The following is a 14,405-nucleotide window of genomic DNA, read 5'->3' as shown; positions in this document are numbered from 1 at the left end:
GGCCTCCGTCACAGCGAAGATGATCACGCTCTGCTGAGATCACCGGGTGCTCGGTCTCATCATCCGCGTTCTGCCCTTCTGGGTACGCGAACCTCTGCTCATCCTGTTCGGGTCCGTCTTCGGGGTGGGCATCACGATCCGCGCCGTGTACGAGTCCTACTGGCTCATGGCCGGTCTCGGCATGGCCGTCATCGCCGTCACCGCGTTCCGCATCACTACGGTGCGCCACGCCTGGCGCGCCCGCCGGAGCGCGGTGGCGACCATCCCGGCGCCGCAGACCGGACCGTCGGCCGCCCCCGCTCCGGCCCCCGCCACGGCCGCGCCACGGCAGAAGGAGCCCAACGCCTGGGCGCAGGCCGTCCTGGCCCTGGCCCTGGTCGGGGCGCTCGTGGGCGCGGTGTGGCTGGCTCCCCGCGTCACGGGGGAGGCCGCGGCCGCCCAGGAGCCCGCCACCTGCTCGGACCACGCCTCCGGGAAGAAGCTGCCGAAGGCGTACGCCCTGACGCCGGGCGCGGTCACCGGCGCCGACCTGTGCAAGGCGCTCAACCGCTCCGACCTCGCGGCCCTCCTCGGCACGCCCGGCGAGACACCGCGGGTGGCGTACGGGAACAGCGGCACCGGGGCCCTGACCGCCGACAAGGTCGCCGCGTCGGAGGCCCGGGTCCAGTTCGACACGTACACCGTGGACTTCTCGGCCACGTACAACGACATGACGATCGCCCTGTACACGAAGGTGCTGGCGCCCCAGACGCTGGACCACCGGGCGGACCGGGTCCTCGGCCGGCCCGCGGTCTTCACCTCGGACCACCTCATGCAGTTCCGCTTCGGGGGCGTGGGATCCACCAGCCCCGCCACGGAAGGGCCGCTGGCGAGGACGCTGACCGTGGCCCTCGACCGGAAGGACCCGGGCGGCACCTTCGACTTCACCGTGTGGAGCGAGTCCGGGGCGGTCCTGCCCGAGGACGACGTCATCCTCGGCATCGCGGAGAAGATCCTCCCGACGCTCCCGGCCTCCCGGTAGGCCCTTCCCCAGGCAGGCCCCGTCCTGGAATTTTGCCCGGCCTGCAAAATTGCATAGCATGCACCTTCATGAGCGACGATCCGCCCCTGGGGCTGCGCGAACGCAAGAAGCGCGCCACGCGTGACGCCCTGGCGGGCGCGGCCCTGCGCATGGCCGCGGACCGCGGCTTCGAGCACGTGACCGTGGAGGCGGTCACGGAGGCGGTCGGCGTCTCCGTGCGCACGTTCTTCAACTACTTCCCGTGCCTGGAGGACGCGATCACGCGCCCCGCCCAGGAGAACGCCGAGCGGACCCGCCGGGCGGTACTCAACGCCCCCGAGCACCTCACCGCGCTCGACGCCCTCAGCGAGGCCATCGCCCAGGAGCTCGCCTCCATCGAGGAGGACCACGAGCGCTGGGAGCTCCAGCTGGAGGTGCTGAAGAAGAGCCCGGCCCTGCTCCCCAACTTCCTGGCCGCCCGGGGCGCCGACGAGACCGCCATGGTCGCCGTCGTCGCCGAACGCCTCGGCCAGGACCCCGAGACCGACCTGTATCCCCGGCTCCTCGCGCACGTGGCCGTCGCCGCCGTGCGGGCCGCCGTCGAGGTCTGGGTGGCCACGGGCCGTACCCGTACCTTCCAGAGCCTGTACCGCGAGGCGTTCGCCTCGCTGGCCGCCGGCCTGAAGGGCTGAGCCCCCACCGCACCACCCTCCGCGCCCGTACCACTGGGCGCGGAGCCAGTCACCAGAGAATGAGGAACGTCAGCCGATGACCGCTGCCGTCACACCCGAAACCGGCGCCGCCGGTACGACCGAGGGGGCCGCGTCAGGCATGACGCGCCGCCAGATACTCCAGGCCATGTCGGGCCTGATGGCCGGCATGTTCGTCGCCATCCTGGCCTCGACGGTCGTCTCCAACGCCCTGCCCCGGATCATCGCCGACCTGCACGGCACCCAGTCCTCGTACACCTGGGTCGTCACCGCCGAACTGCTCGCCATGACGGCGACCGTGCCGATCTGGGGCAAGCTCTCCGATCTGTACGACAAGAAGCTGCTCATCCAGCTCTCGCTGTCGATGTTCGTCGTCGGCTCGCTCGTCGCGGGCTTCTCGCACAGCGTCGGGCTGCTCATCGTCAGCCGTGTCGTGCAGGGCATCGGCGCGGGCGGTCTCACCGCGCTCGCCCAGGTCGTGATGGCGGCGATCATCCCGCCGCGCGAACTCGGCCGCTACTCCGGCATCTTCGGCGCCGTCTTCGCCGTCGGCACGGTCGCGGGTCCGCTGATCGGCGGGGTCCTGGTGGACACCTCCTGGCTGGGCTGGCGCTGGTGCTTCTTCATCGGCGTGCCGTTCGCGCTGCTCGCGATCGTGCTGCTCCAGTTGACCCTGAAGCTGCCCACGATCCGCCGAGAGGTGCGAATCGACTACGTCGGTGCCGTCCTCATCATGAGCGGGGTCAGCTCGCTGCTGCTGTGGGTGACCCTCGCGGGCAACCGCTTCGACTGGGCGTCCTGGCAGACCGCCGCACTCGTCTCCGCCGGTGTGGTCCTCCTGGCCACCGCGGTCTGGGTCGAGTCCCGGGTCGCGGAGCCGATCATCCCGCTGGACATCTTCCGCAACCGCACGGTCGCGCTGACGACCGTGGCGAGCCTGCTGGTCGGTGTCGCCATGTTCGGCGGCACCGTGTTCCTCTCCCAGTACTTCCAGATCTCGCTGGGCAAGTCCCCGACGATCGCGGGCCTGATGAGCCTGCCGATGATCCTCGGTCTGATGGTCTCGACGACCGTGGCCGGCCAGATCATCTCCTCCCGGGGCAAGTGGAAGGGCTTCCTCATCGCGGGCGGCATCATCATGACTGCGGGCATGGGGCTGCTCTCCACGATCGGCGCCGACTCCTCGTTCGGCCTGCTCAGCGTCTACATGGTGGTCCTCGGCGTCGGCGTCGGCATGCTGATGCAGAACCTCGTGCTGGCCGCCCAGAACGACGTGCCCGCCTCCGAACTCGGCGCGGCCACCTCGGTCCTGTCGTTCTTCCGCAGCCTCGGCGGCGCCATCGGGACGAGCGCGCTCGGCGCGGTCCTCGGCCACCGGGTGGCCGAGGAGCTGAAGAAGGGCTTCGGCGGGGCGGCCGGCGGCGGCACCGGCGGCGGTGTCCCCGAACTCAGCAAGCTGCCCGAACCGGCACGCGTCATCGTGGAGAACGCGTACGGCGTCGCCACCGCCGACGTCTTCCTGATCGGCGCCCCCTTCGCGTTCCTGGCGCTCGTCGCGGTGCTCTTCATCAAGGAGAAGCCGCTGCGCACCCAGAGCGGCATGGAGCGCCTCGCGGAGGAGACCGCGGCGGCCCAGCCGGCCGCGCACTGAGGGCAGCCGTCCGGGGCCCGGCGGGCCCCGGACGGCTTCCGCGCCGCACCACCTGTCATGGTGTCGAGATGACAGACCCCGCCGCCTCGCCCGCCGACCCGTTCCCCGACCAGTTCGCCCGCACCCGGCGCTTCTCGCTGGGCGTGCCCCGGCAGTTCACCGTCTCCCCCGACGGCGAGCGGATCCTCTTCGTCCGGGGCACCTCGGGCACCGACCCGGTCAGCCGCCTCTGGCTGTACGGGAACGGCGCGGAGCGGATGCTCGCCGACCCGCTCGGACCGGGCTTCACGGAGGAGGGCCCCGGCGAGGTCCCGCCGGAGGAGCGGGCCCGGCGCGAACGCGCCCACGAGACGTCGTCCGGCGTGGTCTCGTACGCCACCGACGCCTCGGTGAACCTGGCGGTCCTCGCCCTCGCGGGCGCCCTCTGGCTCGTCCCCACCGACGGCACCGCGCCCCGCCGCCTGCCGACGGCCGGCCCCGCCGTGGACCCCCGCCCCTCCCCCGACGGCTCGCTGATCGCGTACGTCTCCGGAGGCGCGCTGCGTACGGTACGCGCGGACGGCACCGGCGACCGCGCCGTCGCCGGGCCCGACGGCGCACACATCACGTACGGCCTGTCCGACTACGTGTCCCAGGAGTCCATCGGCCGTACGCGCGGCTACTGGTGGTCCCCGCGCGGCGACGCCCTCCTGGTCGCCCGCACCGACACCTCCGGCGTCCGGCGCCGCTATCTCACCGACCCCGCGCACCCCGAACGGCCGCCCCGCGAGCTGGCGTACCCGGCCGCCGGGACCCCCAACGCGAAGGTCTCGCTGCACCTCGTGCGGCTCTCCGGCGAGCGCACCCCCGTCCGGCTCCCCGAAGCGGCGGGCGACGGGCACCCCGAAGCCGCCTGGACGGACCGGGCGTTCGAGTACGTGGTGGCGGCGGACTGGGACGACCGGGGGCCCCTGGTCTCCGTACAGACCCGGGACCAGCGCTCCGTGCATGTGCTGGCGGTGGACGAGGCGACCGGGGACACGACGACCGTGCACCGCGCCCACGACCCGGCCTGGGTGGCCCTGCGCCCGGGCACCCCGCTGCGCCTGCCGTCCGGGGCGCTCGTCGTACCCGCGCACCCCGGCGGCGACACCCAGGGCCTGGACATCGGCGGCGCTCCGACGCCCCCGGGCCTGGAGGTGCGCGAGGTGCTGGGGGCGGCGGACGGGCGGGTGTACTTCACGGGCGGTGACGAGCCCACCGAGGTCCACGTCTGGTCGTACGACACGGCCGGGGGCGGCCCGGTCCGGGTCTCCGGCGTGCCCGGTGTGCACACCGCCGCGGTCGGTGGCCCGGTGGTGGTCCTCGACAGCCGTACGCCGGACGGCCACACGGTGAGCGTGCTCCGGGACGGCGCGGAGGCGGGCCGGATCGCCGTCCTGGCCGAGGAGCCGCTCGTCGTCCCGCGTCCCCTGGCCCTGAGCCTCGGCGCGCGCGAGCTGCGCAGCCGCCTCTATCTGCCGTCCTGGCACGCGCCGGGCGACGAACCGCTGCCGGTGCTGCTGAGCCCGTACGCCGGTCACGGCATGCAGGTCGTGCTGAAGGTGCGGACGTGGTGGACGGCGGTGGCCCAGTGGTTCGCGGAGCAGGGGTTCGCCGTGCTCGTCACGGACGGGCGGGGGACTCCGGGGCGCGGCGAGGCGTGGGAGAAGTCGGTGCACGGCGACCGGCTGACGGCCGTGCTCGACGACCAGATCGACGCCCTGCACGCAGTGGCCGCCGACCGCCCCGAGCTGGACCTGACCCGGGTGGCGATGCGCGGCTGGTCGTTCAGCGGGTATCTGGCGGCAGCGGCGGTGCTCCGGCATCCGGAGGTCTTCCACGCGGCGGTGGCGGGCGCGGCCCCGGCGGACCGGCGGCTCTACGACACCCACTGGGAGGAGCGGTTCCTCGGCCACCCGGACGTGCTGCCGGAGAACTACGACCGCAACTCGCTGCTGGACGAGGCCGCTTCGCTGACCCGGCCGCTGATGCTGGTACACGGCCTCGGCGACGACAACGTCACCGTGGCGCACACGCTGCGCCTCTCCTCGGCCCTGCTCGCGGCGGGCCGCCCGCACACGGTGCTGCCGCTGTCCGGGGCCGGTCACCTGGTGGGCCGGGACCGCACGGCGAGCGGGTTGCTGCGCCTGGAACGGGACTTCCTGCGGAGGTCGTTGGGGGTCTGACGGCCGGGCGGGGTCAGCCATCCGACGACATGGGGTCGTCCAGCCCCCGCCCCGCCTCGCGCAGCGCCGCGACGGCCGCGCGGACCGAGGGCCGCCGGTCCGCGTCCGTGCGCCACACGGCGTGGACATGGCGGCGCATCCGCTGGCGCACCGGCACCAGCCGCACCCCCTCGGGCACCGGCCCCCGCCCCAGCCGGGGCGCGACGCACACGCCCATCCCGGCGGCGATCAGGGCGAGTTGCGTGTGGTGCTCGCCCGCGAGGTGGGCGATGCGCGGTTCGATGCCCTTGGAGCGGAGCGTGAACATCAGCCAGTCGTAGCAGAACTCGCCCTCGGGCCAGGACACCCAGTCGTCGTCCGCGAAGTCCTCCAGGTCCACTTCGGCCCGGTCGGCGAGCGGGTGGTCCGCCGGCATGGCGATGTCCGGGGCGTCGTCCAGCAGTTCGGCCCGGGTCAGCCCGCCGGGCACCGGGAGCCGCTTGTTGCTCCAGTCCAGGACCACGGCGAGATCGATGTCACCCCGGAGCACCGCCCGGATGCCCGCCTCCGGCTCCAACTCCAGGGTGCGCACCCGCAGTTCGGGGTGGCCGGAGCGCAGGGCGAGCAGCGTGGCGGGGAACAGGCCGCGCGCGGCCGTGGGGAAGGCGCCGAGCCGGATCTCCCCCACGACCTCGCCGCGCTGGGCCTCGATGTCGGACTGGGCCAGCTCGACCTGCGAGAGGATGCGCGCCGCGTGGTCGGCGAGCAGCCGCCCCGCATCGGTGAGCCGCACCCCGCGCCCGTTCCTGGCGAGGAGTTGCTGGCCGACCTCGCGTTCCAGCTTCGCCATCTGCTGCGAGACGGCCGACGTCGTGACGTGCAGCCCTTCGGCGGCGCCGCTGACCGAGCCGAGCCTGGCCAGGGCGTCCAGGGTGCGCAGGCGCTCCAGGTTCAACATGTAAGCAATGCTACGCGAAGCAGCGCACAAAATCTCACTTGTGCTACGAGGTGGAGGCCGCGATCGTTGTCACCATGAGCGCCCCGACCGCCCCGAGAGCCATCCCCGAGCCGTGCCCGGCCCCGGCCGCACCGCCGCCCTCCGCCAACGCCCCCGCTCCCGCCCGGCGGCCGGCCCTGGACTGGCGGCTGCGTTTCGCGGCGCTCTCGCTGATCTGGGGCTTCAGCTTCCTCCTGATCAAGGTGGGGACCGATGCGTACGCCCCGTTCCAGGTGACTCTGGGGCGGCTCCTGTCGGGCACGGCGGTCCTCGCGGTGGTCATGGTGGTGAAGCGGGAGCGGCTGCCGCGCTCGGCCAGGACCTGGGGCCATCTCGCGGTGGCGGCGTTCTTCCTCAACGCCCTGCCGTTCTCCCTGTTCGCGTACGCCGAGCTGTCCATCCCGTCCACGCTGGCGGGCATCTGCAACGCGACCTCGCCGCTCTGGGGCATGGCGCTGTCCCTCGTCGCCCTCTCGGAGGACCGGCCGACCCGCCGCCGCGTCGCCGGTCTCGGCCTCGGCTTCCTCGGCGTGCTGACGGTGCTCGGCGCCTGGCAGGGCTTCTCCGGGCTGGACTTCAGCGGTACGGCGATGGCGCTCCTGGCCTCGCTGAGCTACCCGGTCGGCTGGATCTACGTGCGCCGGACGCTGGCCGGCAGCGGCGCGTCGACCCTCGCGCTCACCGGCAGCCAGCTCTTCCTGGGCACCGTGCAACTCGCGGTCGTCACGCCGCTGTTCACCACCGTCCCGGGCGGCTTCCCGGTCGTGCCCACCCTGGCCGTCGTCGCGCTCGGGGCGCTGGGCACGGGCCTCGCGGTGCTGCTCCAGTACGGCCTGGTCAACGAGGTCGGTCCGACGACCGCGCAGATGGTCACCTACTTCATCCCGGTCATCGCCACGGCGGCCGGAGTGGCCGTCCTCGGCGAGCGGCTGAGCTGGAACACCCCGGTCGGCGCGCTCATCGTCCTGGCCGGGGCCGCGCTCACCCAGAGCAGACGGCGCACCTGAGGGGCCGGGGCTGACCCGTAACACCGGGGCCTCGCCCGTAACGCCGAGGCCTCATCCATGTCGTCGCGACCTCACCCGTAGCTCAGCGGCCTCGCAGGTCCCGCCGCCTGCGCCACCGCGTCGGCCAGCGGCCCGAGGTCGGCGTCGGTGAGCGGGGAGACGGTGATCCGGACGGCCTGGGGCGCGGCGATACGGAACCGGGCCCCGGGCGCCACCGCCCAGCCCGCCTGCAACAGCCGGGCCACGGCCCCCGTCTCATCGCTCACCGGCACCCACACGTTCATCCCGCTGCGGCCGTACGCCTCCACACCGCGCTCCGCCAGGGCCACGACGAGGGCGTCCCGGCGGCGGGCGTAGGAGCGGGCCACCTCGCGCGAGTCCACGGCGCCGGTGCTCCACAGGTGCACCACGGTCCGTTGCAGCAGGCGGCTGACCCAGCCGGGGCCGAGCCGCTGGCGGCCGGCCACCCGGTCGACCGTGACCGCGTCCCCGGTCAGCACCGCGACCCGCAGGTCCGGCCCGTACGCCTTGGCCACCGAGCGGACGAACGCCCACCGGCCCGTGGCCCCGGCCAGCGGGTACAGCGGCTGGTCCACGATGGCGTGGCCGTGGTCGTCCTCGATGAGCAGGACGTCCGGGTGCCGGGCGAGGACCGCCCGCAGCCGCCCCGCCCGGTCCTCGGAGACCGTGGCTCCGGTCGGATTCTGCGCCCGGTCCGTGATCACGACCGCCCGCGCGCCCGCCTGGAGCGCCGCTTCGAGCGCGTCCGGCAACGGCCCGTCGTCGTCCAGCGCCATCGGCACGGGCCGCATGCCGAGTGCGGGCACCAGGTCCAGGAGTCCGCCCCAGCCGGGGTCCTCGACCGCGACCCGGTCGCCGGGCCTGAGGTGGGCGGAGAGCACCCGCTCGATCGCGTCCAGCGAGCCGGAGGCGGCGGCCACCGGTCCGTCCGGCACCCCGTCCGCGTCCATCGCGGCACGCGCGAGCGCGGCGAACTCCGGGTCCACGGCCGCCTCTCCGTACAGCCCGGGCTCGCGGTCGTACGCCCCGGCGACCGACGCGAACGCCCCGCCCAGGCGCGGCAGCAGCGCCGGATCGGGGCTGCCGTCGCCCAGATCCCGCACTCCGGGCGGCGCCTCGACCCGCATCGAACCGCGCGCGGTGCTCGCGGGGCGCGGCCTGATCCGGCTGCCCCGGCGCCCGGCGGTCTCGATCACCCCGCGCTCGCGCAGGGTGCGGTAGGCCGCCGCGACGGTGTTCGGATTCACCTCCAGCCGGGCCGCCAGCTCCCGCATGGGGGGCAGCACATGCCCGGGGGGCAGCTCGCCCGAGGCGACGCCGCGCTCGACGCTAGCGGCAATTTCCTGTGCGCGCCGTCCACTGATCCGATACTCTCCTAGCACAAACCACAGTATGCACTAGTGCAATGGAGTACGCAATGCCGGAGACCGCTTCCCAGCAGACCACGTCCCCGGACGCCTCATCCCGCTACGAGCCGACGGACCGCACCGTGCCCACCCGGTCGCGGGAGCGCGCCGCGTACGACCGGGAGACGGTCCACTCGATACTCGACAGCGCCTACCTCTGCCACCTCGGCTTCGTCCGCGACGGCGCGCCGGTCGTGCTGCCGACACTCTTCGGCCGGGTAGGCGAGCGGCTGTACGTCCACGGCTCGACCGGCTCGCGGCCGCTGCGGGCGGCCGGGGGCGGCGACGAGGGGCTGCCCGTGTGCCTGACGGTGACCCATGTCGACGGCCTGGTGCTGGCCCGTTCGGCCTTCCACCACTCGCTCAACTACCGGTCGGTGGTCGTCCACGGCACCGCGTACACCGTGACCGACCCGGAGGAGCGGCGCGTCGCCCTGGACGCGATCGTGGACCAGGTGGTGCCGGGGCGCTCGAAGGACTCGCGGCCCGCCGACGCCAAGGAGCTGGCCGCCACCGCCGTCGTCCGGCTGGATCTGCGGGAGGTCTCCGCCAAGATCCGCACGGGCGGCCCGAACGACGACCCCCGGGACCTCGGCCTGCCGTACTGGTCCGGCGTCGTCCCCGTCGCCCCGGCCTACGGCACCCCGGCCCCGGCGGACGACCTGGACCCGTCGATCGACGTACCGGCGTACCTGCCCTAGCGGCGGGCGTCGGCGCGATCCACGACGACCGGCGCTCCCGCCCCGGAGGCCACCGGTCCGGAGGGCGGCCGGGGCGTGGAGGACTGCGCGATGAGGGCGCCGGCCAGGACGAGCGCGCCGCCGATGAGCTGGGGCGCGGCCAGGTGCTCGCCGAGGAGGACCCAGGCGAGGACGGTCGCGATGACCGCTTCGAGGCAGGCGACGACGCCCGCGACGGCCGGTGAGAGCAGGCGCACGGAGATCACCCCGGTGACGTACGCGATGACGGTGGCCAGCAGCACGATCCAGACGAGCAGCAGCCAGGCCGGCACCGCGGCGCCGTCCATGACCGTGTCGCCGCCGAGCACCGACCAGTCCATGCCCCAGGGGCGGGCGATCGCGGTGAGCACGAGGGCGCCGATCAGCAGCCCGTACGCGATGACGCCGACCGGGTGCGGGGGTTCGGCGCCGCCGCCCTGGTCGGAGAGGACGAAGTAGCCGACCTGGCAGCAGGCCGCGCCGAGCGCGAGGACCAGCCCGATCACGTCGAAGCTCAGCCCGGCCCAGACCTCGACCACGCAGGCGAGTCCGCCGGCCGCGAGGACGACCCCGAGGGCCGCCGCCCGCGTGACCGGGCGCCGCTGCACGAAGCGCACCCAGCCGAGGACGAGCGCGGGGGCCAGGTATTCCACCAGGAGCGCGACCCCCACCGGGATACGGGAGATGGCGGCGAAGTAGCAGGCCTGCACGCCCGCGACGGCGAGCAGCCCGAAGCCGAGCAGCAGCACGGGGCGGTTGCGCACGAGCGCGCGGTGGCGCCAGGCAACCGGCAGCATGACGAGCGCGGCGCCCGCCACCCGTAGCCAGACGACGTGGAGCGGGTCGAGCCCCGCCTCGATCAGCGGCTTGGCCGCCACTCCGGAACCACCGAATGCGAAGGCCGAGGCGAGGGCGAGTCCCAGGCCGGCGCTTCTCCCCTGAGACGCGTGCATCGGCACATCATGACAGCTGCGGTCAGGACCGTCACCCCGGTGACACCTGACGCGTACAGCGCTCGGCGGGAGGGGCAACCGACGCCCCGTTCACACACGTCCCACAGAACGGAGCGGTTGTTCGCGGCGCGGCGGGAGGGGGACCGGGGTGAGCTGGCTGGTGTCCCTGCCGGCGCTCGACGGGCGCGAGTACGTCTACCGGGTCCACGCGCCCCTGGACGCCCTGCCGGCGGATCTGTTCTGGTGCGCGTTCCACTGCCACGACGACGGACCGCACCCCCGCGCGTCCGACCGCTTCGACGCGGCGCGGATCTGGCCCGTCACCGCGGACACGTGAACAGCGAGGAGCCCGGCGGCCTGGGGCCGCCGGGCTCCGTCACACCGGCCCACGGCGGGGCTCAGTGCTCGTCGGCGAGAATGAGGTACAGCTTCTTGCGGGCCTCGTTGATGACGGCGACCGCCTTGTCGCGCTGGTCGGACGAGCCGGTCTTCCAGACCTGGCCGAACGCCTCCATCAGACCGAACCCGGCCTGCCGGACCTCGTTCATGCTCTCCCAGTCGACCCCGCGCCCGGCCTCTTCCCAGGGCGCCTCGGGACCGGTCTCGGCCTCGGTGCGGCCGGTGTCGGTGAGCGTGAACAGCTTCTTGCCGCCCTCGCTCGCGCTGGTGATCAGCCCCTCGTCCTCCAGCAGCTGAAGGGTCGGGTACACCGAGCCGGGGCTGGGCCGCCAGGCCCCGCCGCTGCGCTCGCCGATCTCCTGGATCATCTCGTACCCGTGCATCGGCCGGTCCTTGAGCAGCGCCAGGATCGAAGCGCGCACGTCACCGCGCCGCGCCCTCCCCCGGCCGCCGCCCCGGCCCCGTCCGCCACCGAACGGCCCCCCGCCGAACGGCGGCCCGAACGGCCCGAACGCCGCCCGCTGCCCCTCGAAACCACCACGTCGCCCCTCGGGGCCGTACGGGCCGCGCCCGTGACCATGTGCATGCCCATGCTCGAATCCATGTGAACGCATGACGTACTCCTCTGCTTACGTTGATCTTTCGGTTATCGCTGTACTGTCGCGATGCCTCAACGATATATCGGAACCGATCGCATGACAACCCCTGACCGACGCGGCCGGGCGACCGTCCGTATCATCCCGAGGTGACCTCGCCTCTCCTATCGCTCCCGCTCCGCAAGCTCGCCGCCTTCGGCACGATCGCGGGCCTGTGCCTTTTTGCCTGGTGGGCCGTGCAGCCCGTCGGCGGGAGCTGCCCCGACGAGGGCCTGAGCTTGTCCTCCGGCTCCGATGAGGGGCTGACCCTGTCCTCCGACCCGTACGGGTCCACCTACAACCCGGACCACGACCCGGACTACGACCCGTGCGCGCAGGCCCAACACCCGCGCCTGTACGGCTGGTTCGGCCTGTAGACGGCCGCTCCGGTTCGGGCGACCCGCGCGCCGGCGATAGCGTGACCCCATGACGGACGGGGAAGAGCCGCTGATCGGCGGCATGGCGAACGCGGGGGCCGTCTTCCGCCGAGGGGAGCTGGTGGAGCGGCCCGCACCACGCCACGCGCGCGAACTCCACGCGTACCTCCGCGCACTGAAGGAGCACGGCTTCGACGCGGCGCCGACCCCCGTCGGTCCCACCGCGGGCGGCCGTGAGCGGCTGACGTTCATCCCCGGCGACGTGGCGCTGCCGCCGTTCCCGGACTGGGCGATGACGCCTTCCGCCCTCGCATCGGTGGGGCGCTTGCTGCGGCGGCTGCACGAGGCCGGTGCGGCCGTCCCGGCCGACACCCGCGCCGCGTGGCCCACGGACCTCGCCGACCCGGAGGGCGGGACGCTCGTGTGCCACAACGACGTGTGCCCGGACAACGTCGTGTTCCGCGACGGTCGCGCCGCGGCACTGATCGACTTCGACCTGGCGGCCCCGGGCCGCGCCCTGTGGGACGTCGCCATGACCGCCCGCTACTGGGCACCCATGCTGGACCCCGAATCCGCGGCCGCTCTCTACCCCGCCGGGCTGGACGCGGTCGCACGGCTGCGGATCCTCGCCGACGGTTACGGACTCCCGGCGGGCGAACGCGCCGGACTGCCCGGCGTCATCGAGCAGGCCACGGAGGTCTGCCGGGCCTTCGTCGCGCGCCGCGTGGCCGACGAGGACCCCGTCTACGTCCGGGCGCTGGCCGAGCGCGGTGGATGGGAGCGCTGGGACCGCGTACAGACCTGGCTGGTGGACCACCGCCGGACGTTCACAGCCGCCCTGCTGGACTGAGCCGTACGCTCGACCCATGCCCCGCAACGCGACGAAGGCCCGGCGGCTGGTCGCCGACGGGCACACGTATCGGTGGACGCTGCGCCACCGGCACGACGACGGCGGGCCCTGCCGCCAGATCCTCACGCTCCACCGCGAGCCGGGCGGACCCCTCCGCCTCGTCTTCACCGAGGGCCCGGACCGCTATGTCCCGGGCGGCGCTCTCCTGGGCTCCGGAGACGTGGGCTTCGTCGGGGGCGCCTCCCTCAACCTGCACGAACCGGGCGCCGTCCGCGCCCTGCTCGATGCGGCGAAGGCCCACGGATGGCAGCCGTCGGACCGGCGCCGGGTGGAAGTGGACGGCTGGACCCTGCTGGAGGCGGCCGCCGCGCTACGGGAGCAGAACGCCGGCAAAGCACCGCACGACGTTCACGGCGCGGGCTCGGCCAGCGCGTTGAGCGCGGGCCTGAGCAACGCGGCGATCCGTTCGGACGACGCCTCGCGCAACACCGGCAGCCCCAGGAGCTGATGACCGATGGTCACCCCGAGCAGGGTGGTGACCGCCAGGGCGGCGCGGAGTTCCCGGTCGTCGGGCGCCGGGACGGCGGCACCGGCGTCGGCGATCTGACCGCCGAGCGCGGTCCGTACATGATCGGCGGCCGCCGGATCGGTGAGCATGGACCGCAGCACCGCGAGCGTCCCCTCGGGCAGACCGCCCAGCTTCAGGCCCAGCGTGGCCAGCATCCGGTCGGCGAACGCGTCCGCGTCCACGGCCTCCGCAGGTGGCGCGGTGAACGTCTGCACCGCCCGGCCGAACAGCTCCCGCTTCGAGCCGAAGTACTGCATGACCAGGGCCGGGTCCACCCCGGCCGCACCCGCCACCGCACGGATGGTCGTCCGGTCGAACCCCTTGGCGGCGAACTCCTCCCGGGCCTTTTCCAGGATGCGCGCCTCCGTGGCGCGGCGGCGGTCGGCGCGGGTCTCCCGGGGCGTGGTCACGCCGCGACTCTACAGCCGTTGACCGAACCTCTCCGCACACCCTACGGTCACGCTCAACAAGTGTTGAGCGAATGGAGCCGTGCCGTGCCGCAACCGGAATCCCCCCGTGCCCGTAGCCCCCGCGAGGCCCTGGCCGCCTATCACCGGGCCATGCTCGACAAGTCCGCGGACGATCTCGCGGACCTGTACGCGGCCGACGCGGTGCACGAGTTCCCCTTCACCGCTCCCGGCTTTCCCCCGCGCTACGAGGGCCGCGAGGCCGTGCGCACCGGCTACCGGGCGGTCTGGGGCGCGAGCCCCGTACGGATCGACGAGGTCAGGACGGTGTCCGCGTACGGGACGGACGACCCGGAGGTGATCGTCGCCGAGCATGTGGTGGCGGGGACGTTCCCGGCCACCGGCGCCGCGTTCACCGTCCCCGGCCTGCTCGTGCTCCGGGTCCGCGACGGCCTGATCACCCACGTCCGCGACTACATGGACACTGCGGCCCTCGCCGCCGCCCGGGGCTGACGCCGG

At 73.7% G+C, this 14,405-nt stretch carries 16 protein-coding genes; 11 read left to right on the top strand and 5 right to left on the bottom strand.

Going from position 1 to position 14,405, the window contains the following annotated elements:
* Window positions 1–46: 46 nt before the first annotated feature.
* From AMK18_RS28835 to AMK18_RS28820, 4 genes are all read left to right on the top strand, one after another.
* On the top strand, window positions 47–1,021 hold the full coding sequence (locus tag AMK18_RS28835) for a DUF6215 domain-containing protein (RefSeq protein ID WP_073865077.1): 975 nt from the start codon (window positions 47–49) through the stop codon (window positions 1,019–1,021).
* A gap of 68 nt (window positions 1,022–1,089) precedes the next feature.
* Entirely contained in the window at window positions 1,090–1,692 is a 603-nt protein-coding gene (locus tag AMK18_RS28830) for an acyl-CoA-like ligand-binding transcription factor (RefSeq protein ID WP_073865076.1), read from the top strand.
* Between the two features lie 76 nt (window positions 1,693–1,768).
* Complete coding sequence (locus tag AMK18_RS28825; RefSeq protein ID WP_018105101.1) at window positions 1,769–3,361, top strand: MDR family MFS transporter; 1,593 nt, start codon at window positions 1,769–1,771, stop codon at window positions 3,359–3,361.
* 68 nt (window positions 3,362–3,429) lie between these two features.
* A complete protein-coding gene (locus AMK18_RS28820) occupies window positions 3,430–5,568 on the top strand; it encodes a prolyl oligopeptidase family serine peptidase (protein ID WP_073865075.1) in 2,139 nt (712 codons plus the stop codon).
* A gap of 13 nt (window positions 5,569–5,581) precedes the next feature.
* On the opposite strand, the gene AMK18_RS28815 is transcribed toward AMK18_RS28820, so the two are convergent.
* Entirely contained in the window at window positions 5,582–6,505 is a 924-nt protein-coding gene (locus tag AMK18_RS28815; protein ID WP_073865074.1) for a LysR family transcriptional regulator, read from the bottom strand.
* Window positions 6,506–6,579: 74 nt separating this feature from the next.
* On the opposite strand from AMK18_RS28815, the gene AMK18_RS28810 reads away from it, so the two are divergent.
* Entirely contained in the window at window positions 6,580–7,551 is a 972-nt protein-coding gene (locus tag AMK18_RS28810; protein WP_198957102.1) for a DMT family transporter, read from the top strand.
* Between the two features lie 71 nt (window positions 7,552–7,622).
* Here AMK18_RS28810 and AMK18_RS28805 read toward each other — a convergent pair whose 3' ends face one another.
* A complete protein-coding gene (locus AMK18_RS28805) occupies window positions 7,623–8,954 on the bottom strand; it encodes an aminotransferase class I/II-fold pyridoxal phosphate-dependent enzyme (RefSeq protein WP_073865072.1) in 1,332 nt (443 codons plus the stop codon).
* A 35-nt stretch (window positions 8,955–8,989) separates the two neighbouring features.
* On the opposite strand from AMK18_RS28805, the gene AMK18_RS28800 reads away from it, so the two are divergent.
* Entirely contained in the window at window positions 8,990–9,679 is a 690-nt protein-coding gene (locus AMK18_RS28800) for a pyridoxamine 5'-phosphate oxidase family protein (RefSeq protein WP_073865071.1), read from the top strand.
* On the opposite strand, the gene AMK18_RS28795 is transcribed toward AMK18_RS28800, so the two are convergent.
* A complete protein-coding gene (locus AMK18_RS28795) occupies window positions 9,676–10,650 on the bottom strand; it encodes an EamA family transporter (RefSeq protein WP_073865070.1) in 975 nt (324 codons plus the stop codon). The two genes, AMK18_RS28800 and AMK18_RS28795, sit on opposite strands and share 4 nt — an antisense overlap.
* A 148-nt stretch (window positions 10,651–10,798) precedes the next feature.
* Between AMK18_RS28795 and AMK18_RS28790 the strand changes: the two genes are divergently transcribed.
* Window positions 10,799–10,987, top strand: coding sequence for a hypothetical protein (locus tag AMK18_RS28790; RefSeq protein ID WP_018105094.1), 189 nt, complete (start codon window positions 10,799–10,801; stop codon window positions 10,985–10,987).
* Between the two features lie 61 nt (window positions 10,988–11,048).
* Here the strand turns inward: AMK18_RS28790 and AMK18_RS28785 are convergent, their stop codons facing one another.
* A complete protein-coding gene (locus tag AMK18_RS28785; protein ID WP_026171785.1) occupies window positions 11,049–11,663 on the bottom strand; it encodes a PadR family transcriptional regulator in 615 nt (204 codons plus the stop codon).
* 131 nt (window positions 11,664–11,794) lie between these two features.
* Between AMK18_RS28785 and AMK18_RS28780 the strand changes: the two genes are divergently transcribed.
* From AMK18_RS28780 to AMK18_RS28770, 3 genes are read left to right on the top strand one after another with little or no spacing between them, the layout of a single operon-like run.
* Window positions 11,795–12,061 carry a hypothetical protein gene (locus AMK18_RS28780; protein ID WP_073865069.1) on the top strand — a complete coding sequence of 89 codons (267 nt, stop codon included), beginning with the start codon at window positions 11,795–11,797 and terminating at the stop codon, window positions 12,059–12,061.
* Window positions 12,062–12,110: 49 nt separating this feature from the next.
* Window positions 12,111–12,911: a phosphotransferase enzyme family protein gene (locus AMK18_RS28775; protein ID WP_073865068.1), complete on the top strand. Its 801-nt coding sequence runs from the start codon at window positions 12,111–12,113 to the stop codon at window positions 12,909–12,911.
* 16 nt (window positions 12,912–12,927) lie between these two features.
* Window positions 12,928–13,419: a hypothetical protein gene (locus AMK18_RS28770; RefSeq protein WP_073865067.1), complete on the top strand. Its 492-nt coding sequence runs from the start codon at window positions 12,928–12,930 to the stop codon at window positions 13,417–13,419.
* Here AMK18_RS28770 and AMK18_RS28765 read toward each other — a convergent pair.
* Complete coding sequence (locus tag AMK18_RS28765) at window positions 13,320–13,889, bottom strand: TetR/AcrR family transcriptional regulator (protein WP_073865066.1); 570 nt, start codon at window positions 13,887–13,889, stop codon at window positions 13,320–13,322. The two genes, AMK18_RS28770 and AMK18_RS28765, sit on opposite strands and share 100 nt — an antisense overlap.
* 84 nt (window positions 13,890–13,973) lie before the next feature.
* On the opposite strand from AMK18_RS28765, the gene AMK18_RS28760 reads away from it, so the two are divergent.
* A complete protein-coding gene (locus AMK18_RS28760; protein WP_073865065.1) occupies window positions 13,974–14,399 on the top strand; it encodes a nuclear transport factor 2 family protein in 426 nt (141 codons plus the stop codon).
* Window positions 14,400–14,405: the final 6 nt, after the last annotated feature.

Source organism: Streptomyces sp. CB01249, from assembly GCF_001905735.1.
In the GTDB taxonomy this organism is placed as follows: Bacteria; Actinomycetota; Actinomycetes; order Streptomycetales; family Streptomycetaceae; genus Streptomyces.
This window is presented reverse-complemented; position numbering and strand designations above follow the sequence as displayed.

Bases quoted from the DNA above. Each gene is read 5' to 3' on its own strand.
- AMK18_RS28800 (WP_073865071.1), top strand. From the start codon at position 8,990: ATGCCGGAGACCGCTTCCCAGCAGACCACGTCCCCGGACGCCTCATCC.
- AMK18_RS28825 (WP_018105101.1), top strand. From the start codon at position 1,769: ATGACCGCTGCCGTCACACCCGAAACCGGCGCCGCCGGTACGACCGAG.
- AMK18_RS28775 (WP_073865068.1), top strand. From the start codon at position 12,111: ATGACGGACGGGGAAGAGCCGCTGATCGGCGGCATGGCGAACGCGGGG.
- AMK18_RS28830 (WP_073865076.1), top strand. From the start codon at position 1,090: ATGAGCGACGATCCGCCCCTGGGGCTGCGCGAACGCAAGAAGCGCGCC.
- AMK18_RS28820 (WP_073865075.1), top strand. From the start codon at position 3,430: ATGACAGACCCCGCCGCCTCGCCCGCCGACCCGTTCCCCGACCAGTTC.
- AMK18_RS28785 (WP_026171785.1), bottom strand. From the start codon at position 11,663: ATGCGTTCACATGGATTCGAGCATGGGCATGCACATGGTCACGGGCGC.
- AMK18_RS28815 (WP_073865074.1), bottom strand. From the start codon at position 6,505: ATGTTGAACCTGGAGCGCCTGCGCACCCTGGACGCCCTGGCCAGGCTC.
- AMK18_RS28770 (WP_073865067.1), top strand. From the start codon at position 12,928: ATGCCCCGCAACGCGACGAAGGCCCGGCGGCTGGTCGCCGACGGGCAC.
- AMK18_RS28795 (WP_073865070.1), bottom strand. From the start codon at position 10,650: ATGCACGCGTCTCAGGGGAGAAGCGCCGGCCTGGGACTCGCCCTCGCC.
- AMK18_RS28810 (WP_198957102.1), top strand. From the start codon at position 6,580: ATGAGCGCCCCGACCGCCCCGAGAGCCATCCCCGAGCCGTGCCCGGCC.